Here is a 17402-nt window from a genome sequence, read left to right on the forward strand (position 1 = left end):
ATATACAATCGCTTCTTAATTGCATTGTATATGTGTACCGATGGCTAGTCGGGATTTTAAGACTGCGGAGTGTTATATCAAATGTTAGTAGTGTGACAAGTCGCACGAGGACAGATACCGTGAAACAGTAAATTTCTGGATTTAGACACATTTGTCTATATTTACAGTAGCAGAGTTGAATGAAAAAGAATGAAGTTGCAGAATTAAAGATAGAAGGGATTAGTTTTCCCGGCAAATCATGGGGAATGCACGGCGAAAAAAAAGTCGTCATGAAAAACGGCCTGCTAGGTCAGCGGGTGCTGGTGAACATTGCCAAAAAACGCAAGAAATTTGAAGGCCGGATCCTGGAAGTACTGGAAAAAGCCCCCAACGAAATTGACGCCGCCTGCGATGTGTTTGCCAAATGCGGCGGCTGTACCTACCAGAACCTGCCCTATGACGAACAGCTCAAGCTCAAAGAAAGCTATGTCTTAAACCTGCTGGAGCAGGCCGGGATAGCGGGCTTTACCTATGAGGGGATTGTCCCCAGTCCCGAGGTTTTTGGTTACCGCAACAAGATGGAGTATTCCTTCGGCGATAACGAGAAAGACGGTCCCCTGATGCTGGGGCTTCATGAACAGGGCAGCTTCTATAATATCGTCAAAACCGATGGCTGCCAGATTACCGACGAGGATTTCAATACGATTCAAACGGCGGTGCTGGAATTTTTTGCCCAAACCGGAGACAGTTATTTTCATAAACGCAGTCATGAAGGATTTTTGCGCCATCTGGTAGTGCGCAAGGGCAAACACACCGGCGATCTGCTGATTAATTTGGCGACGACCACCCAGGGAACTCTGGACGAAGTGGCCTTTGTCAAAGGCCTGTTGGATCTCAAACTGAAAGGCCAGATCCGGGGAATTCTCCATACCCAAAACGATGGCGTCGCCGATGTGGTCAAGGCTGAAATCGCCAAAACACTGTATGGCGAAGACAAAATTGAAGACCAGATTTTGGGGCTGACCTTTGAAATTACCAGCTTTTCCTTTTTTCAGACCAATACCTTAGGGGCGGAAAAGCTCTACTCCGTCGTCCGGGATTTTGTCGGCCGGGAACAGAATGAAGTGATTTATGACCTGTACTGCGGTACCGGCACCATTGCTCAGGTGCTGGCTCCCGTTTCTAAAAAAGTGGTCGGGATTGAGCTGGTCGCCGAAGCAGTCGAAGCGGCCAAAGTCAATGCCACCAAGAACGGCCTGGACAACTGCCAGTTTATCGCCGGCGATGTGATGGTGGAGGTGGCCAACCTCCATGATCCGGCCGATGTGATCATTCTGGATCCGCCCCGGGACGGCATCCACCCCAAAGCGATCTTTAAGATTCTGGATTTCAAACCAAAAACCTTTGTGTATGTGTCCTGCAAGGCGACATCGCTGGCTCGGGATCTGCCGTTTTTTGTGGCAGCCGGGTATGCGATTAAGAAGGTAAAGTGCGTGGATATGTTTCCGCATACCGGGCACGTGGAGACGGTCGTGTTGATGACGAGGGTTTAGAGATTAAAATGTGCTGGAATTAACTTTGAAAAAGGGGAAAGCGATGGAGAGCAAAAATGAATTGCTAATTTACCAGACAGAAGATGGAAAAACCAAGATTGAGGTAAGACTAGAAAATGAGACTGTATGGATGACACAGAAGTTGATTGCTGAGCTTTATCAAAAAGGTGTTAATACCATCAATGAACATATAAAAAACATTTACGCAGAAGGGGAATTAGAAGAAAATCGAACTATTCGGGAAAACCGAATAGTTCAAGTTGAAGGATATAGCTAAGACCTTCTTTGCAACAGTACAGAATAAGCTTCACTTTGCTATTCACGGTCATACTGCGGCTGAGTTGATAGAGCTAAGATCAGATGCATCAAAGGATAATATGGGGCTTACCACTTGGAAAGGTGTAAAGGTTCGCAAAGCCGATGTAACTGTTGCTGAAAATTATTTAACAGAGAAAGAACTTAAAGCATTGAATCGGATTGTGACCATGTATTTGGATTATGCAGAAGATCAGGCAGAAAGAAGAAATCCAATGTACATGAAGGACTGGGAAGAAAAACTGAATGCCTTCTTGAAGTTTAATGACAGAGAGATTCTTACCGATGCAGGAACGGTATCACATGAAGTGGGGAAAGAGCTTGCCCTAAAAGAATATGAGAAATTCAATCAGCGTCGATTAGAAAAACCTGAAAAAGATGATTTTGATGTGTATTTAGAAGAACAGGAATGGATAGATAAAAAGTAAATAATGGGAGTGCTTTCAGTAATGAATATGACAGGTGAAACGCCCCCCCTTGTCGGGACAAATTAATAAAAGGACATGGGTAAAGGAGAAATTTGAGATGAATAAGACAAATCCTAAGAAAGCGGTTAAAGAATTGACAATGATGTTGATGTATCTGACAAGATTCAATGAAAGTGACCGCTTTGGCACGAATCCGGATATAACCTGGAAAGGCTATGATTTTAATGTTATCAATGAGTTAGACGAAGAAGATTATATAAGGCAGGGAAGTCATCGGTCCAAATCGGTAGCAATCACTGAAGAGGGGATTAAATTATCGCAAAGCTTATTGAACAAATATAATATTTCGGATTGGGAGTAGCATGATAAACCGAACGTCCCCCAAGTCATAAGTTTCTGGACAGGATAGGTTAGCGGCAACAAGATACACAATGTAAAGAGGTGCGAACTATATGACAGAATTAAATGTAAAAAATTATTTTAAATTCATGGAAGAAGTGGAAAAATTCTTTTATGAGCAATTAAGCCAGTCAACTGCGAAGCATTATAAGCAGATAGCAGAACATTTTTTTGAATGGCTACTAGGCACCTGTGAAAAAATTGCATGACGCGGGGACGTTTCGATCGTCATGCCCATCAACCTGTGATATGCTGAAAAAATCTCAGGAAGTAATAACGGCATGGCAAGACAAGCCCGGGTTAAAAGCACAACCGGAATTTACCATGTGATGATGAAGGGTCTGGATGGGCGTAATATTTTCTGGATGATGCCGATGCTCGATCTTTATGGAAAAACTGGATAATAAAGCGAGGGAAACCGGAGGGGTTCAATTGTATGCCTTTGTCTGATGGATAACCACGTTCATCTGCTGCTCAAAGAAGGGGAAGAACTGGGCACCAGCATCAAACGGATTACTGTTGGCAATGTGCAATTGCATAATATAAAATACGGTCGAACTGACCACTTGTTTCAGAATCGTTTTAACAGTGAAGCAGTGGAAGCAGAACAGTATCTGATGACGGTGGAGCTAGCTATTGAAGCGATTCCTATGACGGGAAAAACGTCCCCTCGTCATATGACGGGAAAAACGTCCCCTCGTCATATGGAAAGAGCTTAAATTAATAGGTCATTTAAACAAATAATTTTACTGCCTTTACTTTCATAATAACGTAGCATTTCATCAATTTTCCTCTTATCATAACTGGTAACGCAATCTGATAGGACATTAACGCCATAATTTGCTTTGCGTAAGTTGTAACAGGTTGATTTAAAACAAGCAACAGCATCTGCTCCTGCGATATAGAAATCACATATTTCATTTTTACCAATAAAGTCTGTAAATTCTTCACAGCTTAATGCGTTTCCTTTGTATTTTGTAAAAACATTTTTTGATGCTATTTTCAAGTCTGAAGCTAATTCTGACCCATGTGTATTGGGTTTAAAAGTCCTCGTGCCGGCTGACAAATTTTCATGCCTGATATAAATAACATGAATATTAGTATTGACTGCCCAATCAATAGCTTTATTGATATTGCCAATAACATCCTTGTAATTCTTTGTGATGTCATTTTGAATATCGATTATTACTAAGGCTTTTTTCTGCATCGTGTTTCCTCCTGATGGATAGATTGATTTGTTTACTCTTTTATTATACCTTGCAATTGTTGACAACAGTATGGCAATAATCTATAATAATATCAAGAAATTTTGGAAGGTGGCTATCCGATGAAAGTTGACAGGCTTATTAGCATTATTATGATACTCCTTGATAAAAAGCGTATCGGCGCCCAGGAGTTAGCAGAGTTGTTTGAAGTTTCACCCCGCACAATCTACCGCGACATCGACACGATCAACATGGCAGGTATTCCTGTTCGATCAATATCGGGAGTGGGCGGCGGCTTTGAAATCATGCAGAATTACAAGATTGATCGAAAGGTTTTTTCGACTGCCGACCTTTCCGCTATCTTGATGGGGCTTTCCAGTCTTTCCAACATGATACGAGGTGATGAACTGATAAACGCCCTTGCGAAAGTCAAGAGTTTTATCCCCGCCGACAGAGTGAAAGATATTGAATTAAAAGCAAATCAAATAGTTGTTGATTTAAGTCCGTGGATGGGCAACAGGAACATACAACCCTATTTAGAAATTATCAAAACAGCTTTACAGGAAAGCAAGCTGCTTTCGTTTGAATATGCAGACCGCTACGGAAATAAAACCGTACGAACAGCCGAGCCGTATCAGCTTGTGTTGAAAAGCAGTCATTGGTATTGGCAAGGGTATTGCCATAAAAGAAATGATTTTCGCTTATTTAGACTATCCCGCACATCAAACCTACAAATACAAGAGGAATTTTTCACGCCGCGAGATTATCAAAAACCGCAGTTGGATTTTACTGATATTTTAGCAACGATGCAAACAAAAATCAAAATTCGTATTCATAAATCTGTCATGGACAGGGTACTTGATTTTTGCACTTATGAACAATTTTCGCCAGACGGTGATGAGCATTTCATTGTGAGTATTCCTTTCATAGAGAACGAATACCATTACAATATTCTTTTCAGTTTTGGGGATAAATGCGAGTGTTTAGAGCCGTTACATATCCGCACAGAAATGAAGCGTAGAATACATGATATAGCTACCATATACGAAAGATAACATGACATAGTTCTTCAGCTCAGCATTGTATCGGTTTGGCTTTTTATGGGGCACTGGCAGTCGCTTACGATCAGCTCGGGACAGCGGCAAACTGGGAAGAAATTGAACAATGCGCCGCCGAAGAATGTGGTCGGATCGAAGCCGCTTTGCGCATGATGGCAGTGGAAAATGAACCGAACCCGGCGAAAATCAACTGGAACTGTTAAACCGGACAGAAAAGTGCAGATTGGCCATTCAGGTTCGATGCTTTTTTTAGATCATCCGGCATCGTTATACTTTCTTTTTACTATCGTCTATAATTTCGATTTCTAAATAATCAAACCAAATGGGCTCAATAAACTGGTCTTCGCGAAAAGATGTTTTGGAAATCTGGTTAAGTTCTTTTGTGTTTTTGTCAAACCACATTGGTTTTTCCAAATCAAAGTCATAGCAGATCGTCTCTAAAGCAGCTTGGATTTTATCATTTATATTCAAGGATTTGTTATCAATTTCGACAACTTTTTCTACCCGAAATTTATTGTTTTTCATGAGTTTTCCCCAAATTCGAACCATGTTTTTTACCTCTCGATCATCAATGTGTTATTACATCCGGATAACATTTTATAAATGCCAGTAAAATGGACATATGTTGAGTATAAGGGGTGGCGAGGGAAATGTAAAGAAAATTGGACTTTTCATTCTGACTACAGGACATACTGTTTTTCGGGAAACCGGAATTAGCATCCAAAATACTGGCATCATTAGATATGTCCGATGATTTATTTCCCGCTTTCCGACCGGATTGTTTCAATGATATTCTGCTTTTCCAGCCGATGGGCGGCATAGCGGGTAGTGCTCCAGGTGACCAGAAATACGGCGAGCACACACAGCACGATGGCAAGCCACGGCAACGCATACGGAATGGGAAACATCGATCGAATCGGTAAATTTATAAAAATGCTCACGATAATCCCAACGGGCAGGCCGTATATGAGTGCTTTCATCGAACATAAAACGCTCTCGAGGTTCAGCATCTGCTTCAATCCTGCCGTTGTCATGCCCACGCTCTGTAAAACGGCAAATTCACGGGAGCGCATCCGTACATTGGTGGACATGGTACTGATCACATTGGTAAACCCGATTAGCATGAGAAGTACGACAAAGCTGTACATAAAGATTGAGGCTAGAACAATGGCGATGTTCATAACCTTCATGTAGTCGTCCACTTGATAGACCCGTGTATTAAAGCCGGACTCCATATAAGAGGCATCCGTATTTTCAGGGAATGTCTGTGCCATCACGTCGTTTGCGTACGTGATAAAACCCGGCACATCCGAGGGGGCGGAATACCAAGAGTAGCCACGAACCTCGGCCTGCGGCACAATCAAACGAACCGGATTCGTGTTGGGGTAAAAAAGCTCCTTAGGCATTTCGGCCTGCGTCAAGACGCCCTGTATCGACATTTCAGAGCTGCTTCCATCCGCTTTCACAAGCGTAAGGGCTTTCATTTTAGGCGAAAACGGCACCAGGTCAACCTTTGTTCCGTTGTCGTTATAGCTGTAGTGGTTGAGCAAAATGGTGGAGCCGAGAGGGGCACCGGCCTTTTCACAAAGTGCGGCATAATGCGTATCATCCAAAACGATGATCTCTACAGGAAGTTCCGGTTTGTTCTGCTGGTCAGAAGCTTCTAATACGCTCTGCATCGGTGCAGAAATAAGTTCTTCTGGCAAAACAGTTTCATAGGTGTCAAAATCGTTTCCGATACCGAAGATCTTTGTGTGGTCGAATTCTTCCAGCTTTTGAGCAATGTTGTTCCCCAGTTCACTACTGATGGGATGGATATAAACAGTTTCCTCCTTACCGGTCGCTTCGTTGATACGATTGTCGTAAGCAGAGGTGTACTCTGTCAAAACGGTTTGATCAATATCGAGCCGGATATAGGCTTGGATGGCGTTTGCCTGACCGCTCAGTTCTCCGAGGCTGATAAACAATATGACACCGGCGGCCAGCGCAATCACTGTCGAACGAAAATTTCGGCGGTTGCGTTTGATGTTTTTGGCGGCCAGCGTTCCCTCAATGCCAAAAAGCCGTTCGACCAAAGGACTGGTGCGTACCTGTTTACGGTCAATTTTTACTTCTCCGGTGCCGCGGATACAATCTATGGCGGAAGCTTTCGCCGCCTTATGTGCCGGCAGCCATGCGGAAAGCAGCACTGTCAAAAAGCAAACCGCCGCCGACAGCAGCAGGGCTTTCCAGGATACTACAAACGAAAGCGACAGCGTAATCTCGTTTATCATGATGTGAACCAAACTGTTCAGATCATCCAGGAAATGATTTGCGACACCGATTCCAACAAAGGTCAGGAGCAATCCCGCAAGGATGCCCAGCGGAATGCCGATTGCTGAAAGCAGGATACTTTCGTACATAACGGTGTCTATAATTTGTTTTTTGGTGGCACCAACGCATTTTAAAACGCCAAACTGCGTCACGCGCTCACCGGCGCTGACACGGAAAACATTGGAGATCACGATGATCGCCAGGGAAAGGATGATTAGGCCAAAAATAATTGCCGGAATAAACAGCAGAGCCACATAGCTGTTGCCGTATTCGCCATAATTCACGCCTAAAAAGCTAACCAGCATGGCATTGCCGCTGGCCACAAAACTGCATACGGCGGTAATCAGCGCGGTGGCAAGGGTGATGGCGATCAAGGCACCGATGGTGCGGGAACGATTGATTTTCAGCTGGCTGTATGCCAGCTTTGCCGTGATTCTCATGCCTTCATCACCTCGTCCGAAAGAATTTGACCGTCACCGAGGGTGATGATTCGGTCTGCCTGCAAGGCTATTTTTTCATCATGGGTAATGACCAGCAGCGTCTGATTGCTGCGCTTGTTCGCAAGCTTCAAAAGGTCAATAATCTCGCGGCTTGCTTTGCTGTCCAGATTGCCCGTAGGCTCATCGGCAAGAATAAAAGCCGGGTCGTTAATCAGGGCTCTGCCCACCGACACTCGCTGCTGCTGGCCCCCGGATAATTCGCTGGGCAGATGCATTGCGCGCTCCGAAAGGCCAATCGTTTCGAGAATCAAAGAAAGCTTATCCGGATCCGGCTTGCGGTGATCCAGCAGGCGCGGCAGCATAATGTTTTCCGCTGTCGTCAGGGTGGGGATCAGGTTGTAGAACTGATAGATCATCCCGATGTTTCGGCGCCGGAAGATCGCAAGTTCGCTTTCATTCAGGTTGTAGATTTCGTTGCCGTCGATTTTCACGCTTCCGGAGGTGGGATGGTCAATTCCGCCGATCAAATTCATGAGCGTGGATTTGCCCGAACCGGATGCCCCAATGATTGCAACAAATTCTCCCTTGTTCATGCTGAAACTTACATGATCCAAGGCGGTCACGCTGGTGTCGCCCTTGCCGTATGTTTTTGTAAGGCTGTTGATCTCTAATATTGCCATTTTTGTGTCCTCCTGTAATTTTCATACCCACATTGTAGCAGACAAAAGTGACTGCAGCGTGACTACGGGACATTTTAAAATGACAATCTATTCACTTAAAAAACTTTATGGTGAAGGTGGCACCGGTTTCCTTGCCGCCGTCGTCAATTTCAATATCTCCGTTTTGACCGCGCACAATGGAAAGCGCAAGCGGCAGCCCAATGCCATACCCGTTCTCACTTTGGGAATAGTCAAACCGCTTAAAAAGGGCGGGATACTTCTGTTTCGAGATTCCTTTGCCACAGTCCGTCACGGAAATCCATCGGTAAATGGGATTGATACCGCTGTTCACGGTGATCTTACTGTTCAACGGCGAATATTCCGAGGCGTTTTTTAGCAGGTTTGTCAGAGCCTCCGCGGTCCAGCGGCTATCGCAAAACAGAGTGGTATCATTGACCAGTTCGACTGTTTGGTTTTTCACATCGAGCAAGACTTCCAATGGTTGTTTAGCTTTCTTTAACAGGTCGCCTGCCGAAATTTCCGCCATCGTAAATTCGACTGCGCCGGAATCCAGTCGCGCCATTTTCAGTAGTGTTGCAACAAGCCATTCCATGCGGGTGAGGCTAATTTTGATATTGGCGATAAATTCCTCCTGCTTATCGGCAGGTGCATTTTTTAGTAAATCTACCATAATCAGCATGGACGTAAGGGGTGTTTTCAACTGGTGCGAAATATCGGCAAGATAGTCCGCCAGTAAATCGCGATCACGCTGTGCCGTGTTCCGCTGTTCGTTGTTGATGCGCACAAGGGTGCTGATGTCGTTTTTCAAGATGCTCCATAGGCCCTCACGGTTGTCTCGAAAATCGACTTCTTTTCCATCGATGGCTTTGCGAATATTGTCCGATAATTCTGTGATCTCCTGCTTTTTAATCAGCACGATACCCAACCCCCCTGACTGTTTCGATGGAAACGGCGTCTCCCAGCTTTTGGCGCAACCGCTTAATGTAGACAGTCAGCGTGTTGTCCTCGACGAAATTACCACCATTGTCCCAGATGCTTTCCAAAATCTGCGTCCGCGTAAGAAGCTGCGATTTATTTGCAGCAAAGGTCAAAAGCAAGCGATATTCCAGCGCAGTCAACTCGACCGGCACCGTTCCGATAAACACTTTTCCGGCCGCTGTGTCAATGTTTGCTTTTCCAAGGGTCACCAACTGCGATTGATTTGCCCCGGAGCCGCTATTGAGGGTTCTTTTCACCCGGGCCAGCAGCTCACGCAGCCGGAAAGGTTTTGTGATATAATCCGCAGCTCCGTTTTCAAAGGCCTGCACAATTTTGTTTTCGTCGTCCACAATGGTCAGAAAAATAATTGCCGTATTGGTATTTTTTAGCTTTTGACTAATCTCGAAGCCTGTTCCGTCCGGCAATTGCAGATCCAGTATTGCTAATTCAAATCGCTCTGTTTCAATCGCGCGGCAGGCGGTATTGACATCCTTGCAGTGGAACGGTGCATACTGCTCCTGTTCCAAAGCATAAACCAGCCCCGACGCAATCATCAGATCGTCTTCAACCAATAAAATTCGTTGTATCGGAATCACCTTCTTTCTGTCTTTCTGCTTGTTACCTCATACCGCTAGGAGATGAGGACACGCTGAAAAATTATACTATAGTAATGAAAGTATATCATACTCAAGAATGATGATATAGCACAATGTTTAAGAGATCTTTCTGTTTTCATGAATGCAAATACCCTGCCAAAATTTGAAATAGAACCGTTGCTATGGGTATGACAGTATCATTTTTTGGCAGTGTTTAGGTCTAAAATTGGTTGTTTAATGCGGCTATGCCTGTTCTTCAAATTGCCGCGCATTGCCTGTAGGTTGTTGCTATGTCATGGGTACGACATAAGCTGTTTCGTTTGTCATGCCATCACAAATGTGGTAGACTGAAAAAAACAACACGAGGCGAAATCAGAATTAGCATGACATTTCAGGGCGCTTGGGGCCTTGAGTGAAACGAAAGGAATGGTTATAACGATGGAAAAAAATGATAGCGGTTGGAATTTGGAAAATAGTTATGCAAAATTGCCGGGATTATTCTATACCCCGCTTAAATTAGAGACGGTCAGCGATCCGAAACTGGTTATTTTGAATCAGCTTTTAGCAGAAAATCTTGGTTTGGATGCTGAGGCGCTGAGGAGTCAGGCCGGGATCGATATCTTAGCCGGTCAGGCTTTACCGGCTAATGCCAAACCCATCGCCCAGGCTTATGCCGGTCATCAATTTGGCTATTTCACGATGCTTGGTGATGGCCGGGCGATGCTGATTGGCGAACAGCTCACCCCAGCTGGCGAGCGCTTTGATATCCAACTCAAAGGATCAGGGAAAACGCCTTATTCCCGCAGTGGCGATGGTAAGGCGGCGCTGGGCCCGATGCTGAGAGAATATCTGATCAGTGAAGCAATGCATTATCTGGGCATTCCGACTTCACGCAGTTTGGCAGTGGTGACAACCGGTGATCCGGTCTATCGTGAAAAAATCCTCCCCGGGGCGGTTTTAACCCGGGTGGCAGCCAGTCATATTCGGGTCGGAACCTTCGAATATGCCGCGCAGTGGGGCACCACCGCCGATGTTAAGGCTCTGGCCGATTATACCATTAACCGCCATTTCCCCGGGCTTTTATCGGAACCAAATCCTTATCTGGGTTTACTGGATGCCGTCATCAAAGCCCAGGCGGCGCTGATTGCCAAATGGCAGCTGGTTGGCTTTATTCACGGGGTTATGAATACTGATAATGTGGCCATCAGTGGCGAAACCATCGATTATGGGCCCTGTGCTTTTATGGATCACTATGATCCGACCACGGTATTCAGTTCCATTGATCTGCAGGGACGGTATGCCTATCGCAATCAACCCAATATTGGCTTATGGAATCTGGCCCGCCTGGCCGAAACGCTGATTCCTTTAGTCGATGACAATCAGCAACAGGCGCTTAAATTAGTCGAAGACTCATTGCGCAACTTTCCGTCATTATACCAGGCCGACTGGCTCCAGGGAATGCGCTTAAAACTGGGCATTGCCGATCAAGAACCAGAAGACGAGCGGTTGATCGCCGACTTATTGGGGTTAATGAAGCAGTATCAGGCCGATTACACCAATACCTTTGTTGATTTAACCCTTGACCGAACCCAGTCATCCGAATTATATGAAAGTGATGCCTTTAAAGATTGGCTGGACAGGTGGCAAGCTCGTCGGGAAAGACAGGAGCAAACCGATCACGACAGCAAGCAGCTCATGAAACAGGCGAATCCGGTGGTCATCCCCAGAAATCATCAGGTTGAAAAAGTCTTGCAGGCGGCGACCGATCAGGATGATCTTAAGCCCCTGCAGCAGTTAGTAGCAGTGCTGCAAGCACCATATGATTACAATGCGCTTAATCAGGAATTTATGACCCCACCGGAACCGTCAAATAGTCCTTATAAGACCTATTGCGGGACGTAATATTTTAATTGAGAAGCTAATATAATGAAAGCAAGGGCCTGGCGAAGGATATATTTCTACGGCAGGCCTTTTCGATGAGCTTAAGATTTCTGATTTTGCTAAAAATGGCAAACGTTTCTGAAGTCGCCAAAAATTTACTGTCAAGAAACATCCTTTTTAGTCGATGTTTAGAAATGGACATTAACCTGGCCAAAGCCAATCTGCATTGGGATGACGGGCATGGTTATAACAAGAGAAGAAAGGTTAGCTTCATCAGGGAGGGCTTATGGATCAGGCATTATCAATTTCATTTATTTATTTTCCGACAACCGCATTTTGTTTTTTTACGGGACTTTTGGTCCTGGGTAATGATCACCGCTCCCGGCTGTTGCAGATTTTCTTCATCAGTTGCCTGAGTCTGGCGCTCTGGTCTTTTACCATGGGCTTGTCGATCGCCGCTCCGGATTTGAGTACCTGTATGTTCTGGCGCCGCCTGGGAGCCTTTGGCTGGGGGCCTTATTTTGCATTGATACTGCACCTCTTTATTTTAATGACCAATAACGGCCACTGGCTGAAGCGAAAATTCAGTCTGTTGCTGTTGTATCTGCCGGCTATTTATTCGGTTCTGGTCTACGGGGTTTTGACAGATTTGGCCGAGTCTACCTTTGATCTCGTTCAGACTCCGATGGGCTGGATCAATATTGCCGGCAGTACCTTCTGGGATTATCTATACACCGCCTATTATTTAAGCTACTCGCTGTTGGCCATCGTGATTGTCTATCGTTGGGGCCGTCAGGCCGTCCGTCAGGAAGATCGCAAATCAGCGCAAATCCTGATCCCTGCCTTTGTGGGGGTATTGTTGCTGGGTTCACTGACTGAGATAGTGCTCAATAATTTGCTCGAGGTAAAAGTCCTGCAATTGGCGCCAATTCTAATGACCATTCCAATCGGCTTGAGTTTTTACTGCCTCAAACGCTATGGGTTCATGAAACCTATTCAGAACGAGGGTCTTAGCGATGCCCAGGGAAACATCAGTGTTGCCACCAGGATGCGGCTTTACCAGTATCTGGCCCTGGGTTTTTTCTTCAGCGGATTTGTCAGCTTTGTGATGACCTATTTTACGGGCCGAAAATCCCTCGAAGAGATTTTTGTGTTTGGCGGTTTCTTATTTCTATGCGGCGTGCTGCTTTTGAGTTTTCAATACCTGAAACTGACAAGCAATGTCCGGGACTGGTTGTCGGGAGGGGTGATGGGGAGCGCCATTTTGGTGACTAATCTTAGCTATTCTACAGCTGATCCGTTGACGGGTTGGATGCTGCCGGTGGCCCTGATTCTGATCACGGTTCTATTTGGGCAGAAACGCCTCCTGGCCTCAGTCGGAGTAGCGACGTTAATAAGTCTGGTGGTGGTGGCTGTCCGGGCGACGACAGTGGTTGTTTATTTTAACTGGGTCGATCACCTGATTCGGTTGATCGTCCTGGCAGTGGTGTTGTTTTTTGCTTTCTATATCAATCGGACCTTCAATCGGGTGATCCAGGAAAATCAGGAAAAAACCGGACAACAAAAACTGCTGTCGGAGATTAACGCCCTGTTTCTGAAAGTCAGCGAACAGAACGTCGAAAAGAAAATGGAAACCATGCTAGGCCTTTGTGGCGACCAGTTTGCAGCCCAGCATGTGCTGTTGTTGATCGTGCATGAAGATGGCCCCCATGAAGGCTATCAATGGTTTTTAGAGCCACAGCGGGAAGCGCTGTTAAAACCGCTAGTCTACCGGTATTTTGAATTGATGCCAGTATCAGAATTGTTTGCCATGATGCCCGAGCAATTTCGAGTGATCAAAAATTTGCCGTCGTCGGAGTCTGCTGGTACCGCCGCCTTGCCCACACAATGGGGGATCACCGCTCAGATGATTCAACCCCTGGGCGACGCCCAAGAGGGCTTTCGGGGCTTTTTGTGGTTCGCCCGATTTGACCGGGAAGCGGTTTGGAAAAATGACTATCAGGAATTTATGACCATTCTCAATCACAGCATCATAGAAATTGACAGAAAACTGATGGTTGAAAAAGCAATCACTTACCAGGCTAATTACGATGGTATCACCGGGTTGATGAATCGTGCCTATTTTACTGATCGTCTCAATCAGGCGGTGTCAGCCGATCTTGACATTGCGGTGATATTCATCGATGTGGATGGCTTTAAAACCATCAATGATACCTTTGGTCATGATGTCGGTGATCAGATCCTGATGGTGATTGGCCAGCGCATTACCAATGTCCTTGACAAAGCGGATTTTTCAGCGCGCTTCGGTGGCGATGAATTTGCAGTCGCGGTTCATCAAGGAAAGCGTCTTACGACGACTATTGACAAAATTCAGCAGGAGTTTCTGGAGCCAATCCGACTTAATAGTCGGAAATTATTTTTGACCTTAAGTATTGGCATTGCCCAGGCGCCGGAGGATGGGGAACGGGCTGAAGAATTGATGAAACACGCTGATCTGGCGATGTATCATGCCAAAGAAAACGGAAAAAACAAGGCGGTATTCTGTTCATCGGAACTGAAAGCCGCCCAAAATCGCGAAACGGCTCTGTCCAATGATCTTTACCAGGCCATCGAACAGGGACAGTTGAGTCTCCACTATCAACCGCAGGTGGATGGCCGCACAGGTGAAATTGTTGGTCTTGAGGCGCTGGCTCGTTGGGACCATCCTCAATTGGGGCTGATATCACCAGGTGTTTTTATCCCGATTGCCGAAAAAAACGGTCTGATTAATGAACTGGGAGACTGGGTACTGCGGGAAGCCTGTCGCCAGAACAAGGCCTGGGAAATGATGGGACTGGGTCCGATGCGGATATCGGTGAATTTTTCGATGGTTCAGTTTATGGCGGCGGGGATTGTCCCGCGGATTGCTGCGGTAATTCAGGAATTTGATCTGAAACCCAAAACGCTGGTAGTTGAAATAACGGAAAGTATCAACGTTTATGATTTTACCCAGATTGACCAGACCGTTCAGGACTTAAAAAAGCTGGGTGTTGCCATTTCGATTGATGATTTTGGGACTGAGTACTCATCGCTGGATCGGCTGAAAAATTTACCGGTGGATGAGATTAAGATCGACAAACGCTTTATCGATGGGCTGCCCAAAGATGTCAGCAGTATCGGTATTATCCGGGCGATTATTGCCCTGGCCGAGATTTTTGATCTGGAACTGGTGGCCGAAGGGGTTGAGACAGAAGAACAGCTTGAATTCCTGCTGGCGGCAGGTTGTCGGGTCATTCAGGGTTATTATTTTTATCCGCCGCTTTCGGCGGAAGCGGTGGGGGACCTGCTAAGAACGATACATGAACAAAGAAGAGTTTAAAAAATTACAGAACAGAAGGGACCGATTATGTCACATTCTACAAAAGCAGATTTGGAAGCGTCTTTAAAAAAACTATTACTCATAAAACCATTTGACAAGATTACAATTAGTGATCTGGCAACGGATTGCGGAATTAGCCGAATGACATTCTACTACCATTTTAAAGACATCTACGATTTAGTAGAATGGAGCTGTGAAGAAGATGGAAAAAGAGCTTTGCAGGGGAAAAAAACATATCAAACCTGGCAGGAAGGTCTGCTGCAGCTGTTTGAAGCAGTTTTAGAGAACAAACCCTTTATTTTGAATGTTTATCGCTCGGTGAGCAGAGAGCAAATAGAAAATTATTTATATCAGTTGACCTATGGACTTCTGGAAGAGGTGGTTAAAGAACAGGCCCGGGATAGGTCAATTACCGAGGCAGAGATGAATTTTATCGCCGAGTTCTACAAATACGGTTTTGTGGGAATGATGCTGGATTGGATTAAAAAAGGTATGAGCGAGGATCCGAATGCCATTGTTGACAAAATGAGCACAACCCTCAGCGGCAATATTGCCAATTCAATTCAAAATTTCGCAGTCAAACATCATGAATAAGTATCTTTTTATCAAAACAGGCAGAGTGATCAATTTTTTATCATTCTGCCTGTGGGGATGCGGATGTTTTCTTGGACTTCTCTCATGCTGCAAATCCTAAACTGCGACGATAAAGGATTGGACTCATACCGCCAAGTGACATCTTAATTCTCGAATGATTATACCATTTTAGATAATCATCCAACTCATTCATAAAGGTTTCAATTGTAATACCTTTCCATGATCGGCCATAAAACATTTCATTTTTTAAACGACCGAAAAAACCTTCACAAGCGGAATTGTCGGGGGAACATCCTTTTTTTGACATCGATCTTATCAATTCTGCGTTTTCCATTGCTGAAATCCAGCCATCCCAGCGGTAATGACAGCCTCTATCCGAATGTACTACGGGATGTTCTTTTTTTGACAAAACGGCTATGGCATCAGCAAGCATGGTATTGACCAGCTCTGCATTTGGGCTGGTTCCGATCGTCCAGCTGACAACCATTCCGTCGAAACAGTCTATGATCGGAGAGAGATAGACTTTCCCCGCAGGAATATGAAATTCTGTGATGTCAGTAAGCCATTTTTTGTTTGGCGATTCCGCATGAAAATCCCGTGCAATCACGTTTTCTACCGCTGGAGTAATTTCACCTCTATAGGAATTGTATTTTCGCTTTTTCTTTACGGAAACGATGATCTGTTCTTCCTTCATGATTCGACGTATAACTTTTTCTGAGATAACCTGCCCCATATTTATGATTGCAGAATAAATTCGCCGATAACCGTAACATTTCCTGTTTGTGTCAAAAACTGATTTTACAGTCTTTCGCAGGTCGCTGTATTTTTCTGGTTGTTCCCGGACTTTTTTTTGATAAAAATAGCTGCTTTTCGGTATGCCTGTCATTTTAAGAAGTTCGTTCAAGGGGTATTTTATTCTTAGGGCATCAATCAATTCAGTTTTTTCACAATTAGTCATTTTTTGCAGATTGATGCCCTGGTCTTTTTTTATTATTTCAGCTGCCTTATTGAGGATATCTATCTCTAGCTGTTTTTTATGGATTTCCTTCTTCAGTGCTTCAACCTCCGTCAAAAGGTCATCCCTGTCATCAGAAAGTTTTGTTTGATTGGAATGATTCATTGTAATTAACGTCTCCTGTCCAAGCAGTTCATTTTTCCATTTATACAGGCTGCAGCGGCTTACTGCATGCTTATTCGCAACAGCTTCAGCTGTATCTTCTCGTACACACAATTCGATGACGGCCTCATTTTTCTGCTTTTGAGATAATTGTAACATGCCACTGCGTTTAATACGAACTTTTCGTTCATTTGGCGCGAGTTCATCGATCCACTTTGTAAGTGTTTCTCGCGTCGGATATCCAAGTGCTCTTATCGTTCGGGAAAGACTGCGACCATGTTCGAGATAATAATCCACTGCAATTTTCATCTGGTCTCTTGAATATTTTTTGCACCTGTCTTCGTTTTTAGTTATTACACCCAACTGAACATATTCTTCATACCATTGTTTAAGTGCGTTCCGACTCGGATATCCCAATTCCCGGATCGTATCTGCCATACATTGATCATATTTTATATAAAGTTCTACTGCTTCAATTCGTTCTTTATATGAATACATGGTTTATCTC

The 17402-nt window shown here is 44.8% G+C and carries 19 protein-coding genes; 12 read left to right on the top strand and 7 right to left on the bottom strand.

Features of this window, described 5'->3' with window-relative positions; translation table 11 throughout:
- Nucleotides 1-179 precede the first annotated feature (179 nt).
- From rlmD to GH808_RS12365, 7 genes are all read left to right on the top strand, one after another.
- Entirely contained in the window at nt 180-1532 is a 1353-nt protein-coding gene (gene rlmD / locus GH808_RS12345; RefSeq protein WP_186843097.1) for a 23S rRNA (uracil(1939)-C(5))-methyltransferase RlmD, read from the top strand.
- A gap of 43 nt (nt 1533-1575) precedes the next feature.
- A complete protein-coding gene (locus GH808_RS15440; protein ID WP_243166209.1) occupies nt 1576-1809 on the top strand; it encodes a virulence RhuM family protein in 234 nt (77 codons plus the stop codon).
- Nucleotides 1793-2275, top strand: a complete 483-nt coding sequence (rhuM, locus tag GH808_RS12350) for a RhuM family protein (protein WP_243166210.1) — start codon at nt 1793-1795, stop codon at nt 2273-2275. The genes GH808_RS15440 and rhuM overlap by 17 nt, the downstream gene beginning before the upstream one ends.
- A 97-nt stretch (nt 2276-2372) precedes the next feature.
- Nucleotides 2373-2636: a DUF6429 family protein gene (locus tag GH808_RS12355; protein WP_186843098.1), complete on the top strand. Its 264-nt coding sequence runs from the start codon at nt 2373-2375 to the stop codon at nt 2634-2636.
- A 91-nt stretch (nt 2637-2727) separates the two neighbouring features.
- A complete protein-coding gene (locus GH808_RS12360) occupies nt 2728-2883 on the top strand; it encodes a hypothetical protein (RefSeq protein WP_186843099.1) in 156 nt (51 codons plus the stop codon).
- 72 nt (nt 2884-2955) lie between these two features.
- The gene (locus GH808_RS15570) at nt 2956-3078 is read left to right on the top strand and encodes a hypothetical protein (protein ID WP_279289685.1); all 123 of its coding nucleotides are present in this window, start codon (nt 2956-2958) and stop codon (nt 3076-3078) included.
- 45 nt (nt 3079-3123) lie between these two features.
- Nucleotides 3124-3393 carry a hypothetical protein gene (locus tag GH808_RS12365; RefSeq protein ID WP_186843100.1) on the top strand — a complete coding sequence of 90 codons (270 nt, stop codon included), beginning with the start codon at nt 3124-3126 and terminating at the stop codon, nt 3391-3393.
- Here GH808_RS12365 and GH808_RS12370 read toward each other — a convergent pair.
- Nucleotides 3390-3881 carry a cysteine hydrolase family protein gene (locus GH808_RS12370; RefSeq protein ID WP_186843101.1) on the bottom strand — a complete coding sequence of 164 codons (492 nt, stop codon included), beginning with the start codon at nt 3879-3881 and terminating at the stop codon, nt 3390-3392. The genes GH808_RS12365 and GH808_RS12370 overlap by 4 nt on opposite strands.
- A 120-nt stretch (nt 3882-4001) precedes the next feature.
- Between GH808_RS12370 and GH808_RS12375 the strand changes: the two genes are divergently transcribed.
- Nucleotides 4002-4934 (top strand): helix-turn-helix transcriptional regulator, encoded by a 933-nt coding sequence (locus GH808_RS12375; protein WP_186843102.1) that lies wholly within the window; start codon nt 4002-4004, stop codon nt 4932-4934.
- A gap of 35 nt (nt 4935-4969) precedes the next feature.
- The gene (locus GH808_RS12380; protein WP_243166211.1) at nt 4970-5140 is read left to right on the top strand and encodes a hypothetical protein; all 171 of its coding nucleotides are present in this window, start codon (nt 4970-4972) and stop codon (nt 5138-5140) included.
- Nucleotides 5141-5204: 64 nt separating this feature from the next.
- Here GH808_RS12380 and GH808_RS12385 read toward each other — a convergent pair whose 3' ends face one another.
- The 5 genes from GH808_RS12385 to GH808_RS12405 all read right to left on the bottom strand — a co-directional run bounded on the left by GH808_RS12385 (nt 5205) and on the right by GH808_RS12405 (nt 9944).
- Nucleotides 5205-5462, bottom strand: coding sequence for a hypothetical protein (locus GH808_RS12385; protein ID WP_243166212.1), 258 nt, complete (start codon nt 5460-5462; stop codon nt 5205-5207).
- A 230-nt stretch (nt 5463-5692) separates the two neighbouring features.
- Nucleotides 5693-7690: an ABC transporter permease gene (locus GH808_RS12390; RefSeq protein WP_186843104.1), complete on the bottom strand. Its 1998-nt coding sequence runs from the start codon at nt 7688-7690 to the stop codon at nt 5693-5695.
- Nucleotides 7687-8370 carry an ABC transporter ATP-binding protein gene (locus tag GH808_RS12395; protein WP_186843105.1) on the bottom strand — a complete coding sequence of 228 codons (684 nt, stop codon included), beginning with the start codon at nt 8368-8370 and terminating at the stop codon, nt 7687-7689. The genes GH808_RS12390 and GH808_RS12395 overlap by 4 nt, the downstream gene beginning before the upstream one ends.
- A gap of 91 nt (nt 8371-8461) precedes the next feature.
- On the bottom strand, nt 8462-9286 hold the full coding sequence (locus tag GH808_RS12400; protein WP_186843106.1) for a sensor histidine kinase: 825 nt from the start codon (nt 9284-9286) through the stop codon (nt 8462-8464).
- A complete protein-coding gene (locus GH808_RS12405) occupies nt 9276-9944 on the bottom strand; it encodes a response regulator transcription factor (protein WP_311135788.1) in 669 nt (222 codons plus the stop codon). The genes GH808_RS12400 and GH808_RS12405 overlap by 11 nt, the downstream gene beginning before the upstream one ends.
- Before the next feature lie 438 nt (nt 9945-10382).
- Between GH808_RS12405 and GH808_RS12410 the strand changes: the two genes are divergently transcribed.
- From GH808_RS12410 to GH808_RS12420, 3 genes are all read left to right on the top strand, one after another.
- On the top strand, nt 10383-11846 hold the full coding sequence (locus tag GH808_RS12410; protein WP_186843107.1) for a protein adenylyltransferase SelO: 1464 nt from the start codon (nt 10383-10385) through the stop codon (nt 11844-11846).
- Between the two features lie 265 nt (nt 11847-12111).
- The gene (locus GH808_RS12415) at nt 12112-15183 is read left to right on the top strand and encodes an EAL domain-containing protein (RefSeq protein ID WP_186843108.1); all 3072 of its coding nucleotides are present in this window, start codon (nt 12112-12114) and stop codon (nt 15181-15183) included.
- Between the two features lie 27 nt (nt 15184-15210).
- A complete protein-coding gene (locus GH808_RS12420) occupies nt 15211-15777 on the top strand; it encodes a TetR/AcrR family transcriptional regulator (protein WP_186843109.1) in 567 nt (188 codons plus the stop codon).
- An 82-nt stretch (nt 15778-15859) separates the two neighbouring features.
- Here the strand turns inward: GH808_RS12420 and GH808_RS12425 are convergent, their stop codons facing one another.
- On the bottom strand, nt 15860-17392 hold the full coding sequence (locus GH808_RS12425) for an IS3 family transposase (protein WP_186843110.1): 1533 nt from the start codon (nt 17390-17392) through the stop codon (nt 15860-15862).
- Between the last annotated feature and the right edge of the window lie 10 nt (nt 17393-17402).

The organism is Acetobacterium fimetarium (genome assembly GCF_014284475.1).
Taxonomy (GTDB): Bacteria; Bacillota; Clostridia; order Eubacteriales; family Eubacteriaceae; genus Acetobacterium; species Acetobacterium fimetarium.

Bases quoted from the DNA above. Each gene is read 5' to 3' on its own strand.
- GH808_RS12390 (WP_186843104.1), bottom strand. From the start codon at position 7,690: ATGAGAATCACGGCAAAGCTGGCATACAGCCAGCTGAAAATCAATCGT.
- GH808_RS12370 (WP_186843101.1), bottom strand. From the start codon at position 3,881: ATGCAGAAAAAAGCCTTAGTAATAATCGATATTCAAAATGACATCACA.
- GH808_RS12365 (WP_186843100.1), top strand. From the start codon at position 3,124: ATGGATAACCACGTTCATCTGCTGCTCAAAGAAGGGGAAGAACTGGGC.
- rlmD (WP_186843097.1), top strand. From the start codon at position 180: ATGAAAAAGAATGAAGTTGCAGAATTAAAGATAGAAGGGATTAGTTTT.
- GH808_RS12420 (WP_186843109.1), top strand. From the start codon at position 15,211: ATGTCACATTCTACAAAAGCAGATTTGGAAGCGTCTTTAAAAAAACTA.
- GH808_RS12355 (WP_186843098.1), top strand. From the start codon at position 2,373: ATGAATAAGACAAATCCTAAGAAAGCGGTTAAAGAATTGACAATGATG.
- GH808_RS12410 (WP_186843107.1), top strand. From the start codon at position 10,383: ATGGAAAAAAATGATAGCGGTTGGAATTTGGAAAATAGTTATGCAAAA.
- GH808_RS12360 (WP_186843099.1), top strand. From the start codon at position 2,728: ATGACAGAATTAAATGTAAAAAATTATTTTAAATTCATGGAAGAAGTG.
- GH808_RS12395 (WP_186843105.1), bottom strand. From the start codon at position 8,370: ATGGCAATATTAGAGATCAACAGCCTTACAAAAACATACGGCAAGGGC.
- GH808_RS12375 (WP_186843102.1), top strand. From the start codon at position 4,002: ATGAAAGTTGACAGGCTTATTAGCATTATTATGATACTCCTTGATAAA.
- GH808_RS15570 (WP_279289685.1), top strand. From the start codon at position 2,956: ATGGCAAGACAAGCCCGGGTTAAAAGCACAACCGGAATTTACCATGTG.
- GH808_RS12425 (WP_186843110.1), bottom strand. From the start codon at position 17,392: ATGTATTCATATAAAGAACGAATTGAAGCAGTAGAACTTTATATAAAA.
- GH808_RS15440 (WP_243166209.1), top strand. From the start codon at position 1,576: ATGGAGAGCAAAAATGAATTGCTAATTTACCAGACAGAAGATGGAAAA.
- GH808_RS12415 (WP_186843108.1), top strand. From the start codon at position 12,112: ATGGATCAGGCATTATCAATTTCATTTATTTATTTTCCGACAACCGCA.
- GH808_RS12385 (WP_243166212.1), bottom strand. From the start codon at position 5,462: ATGAAAAACAATAAATTTCGGGTAGAAAAAGTTGTCGAAATTGATAAC.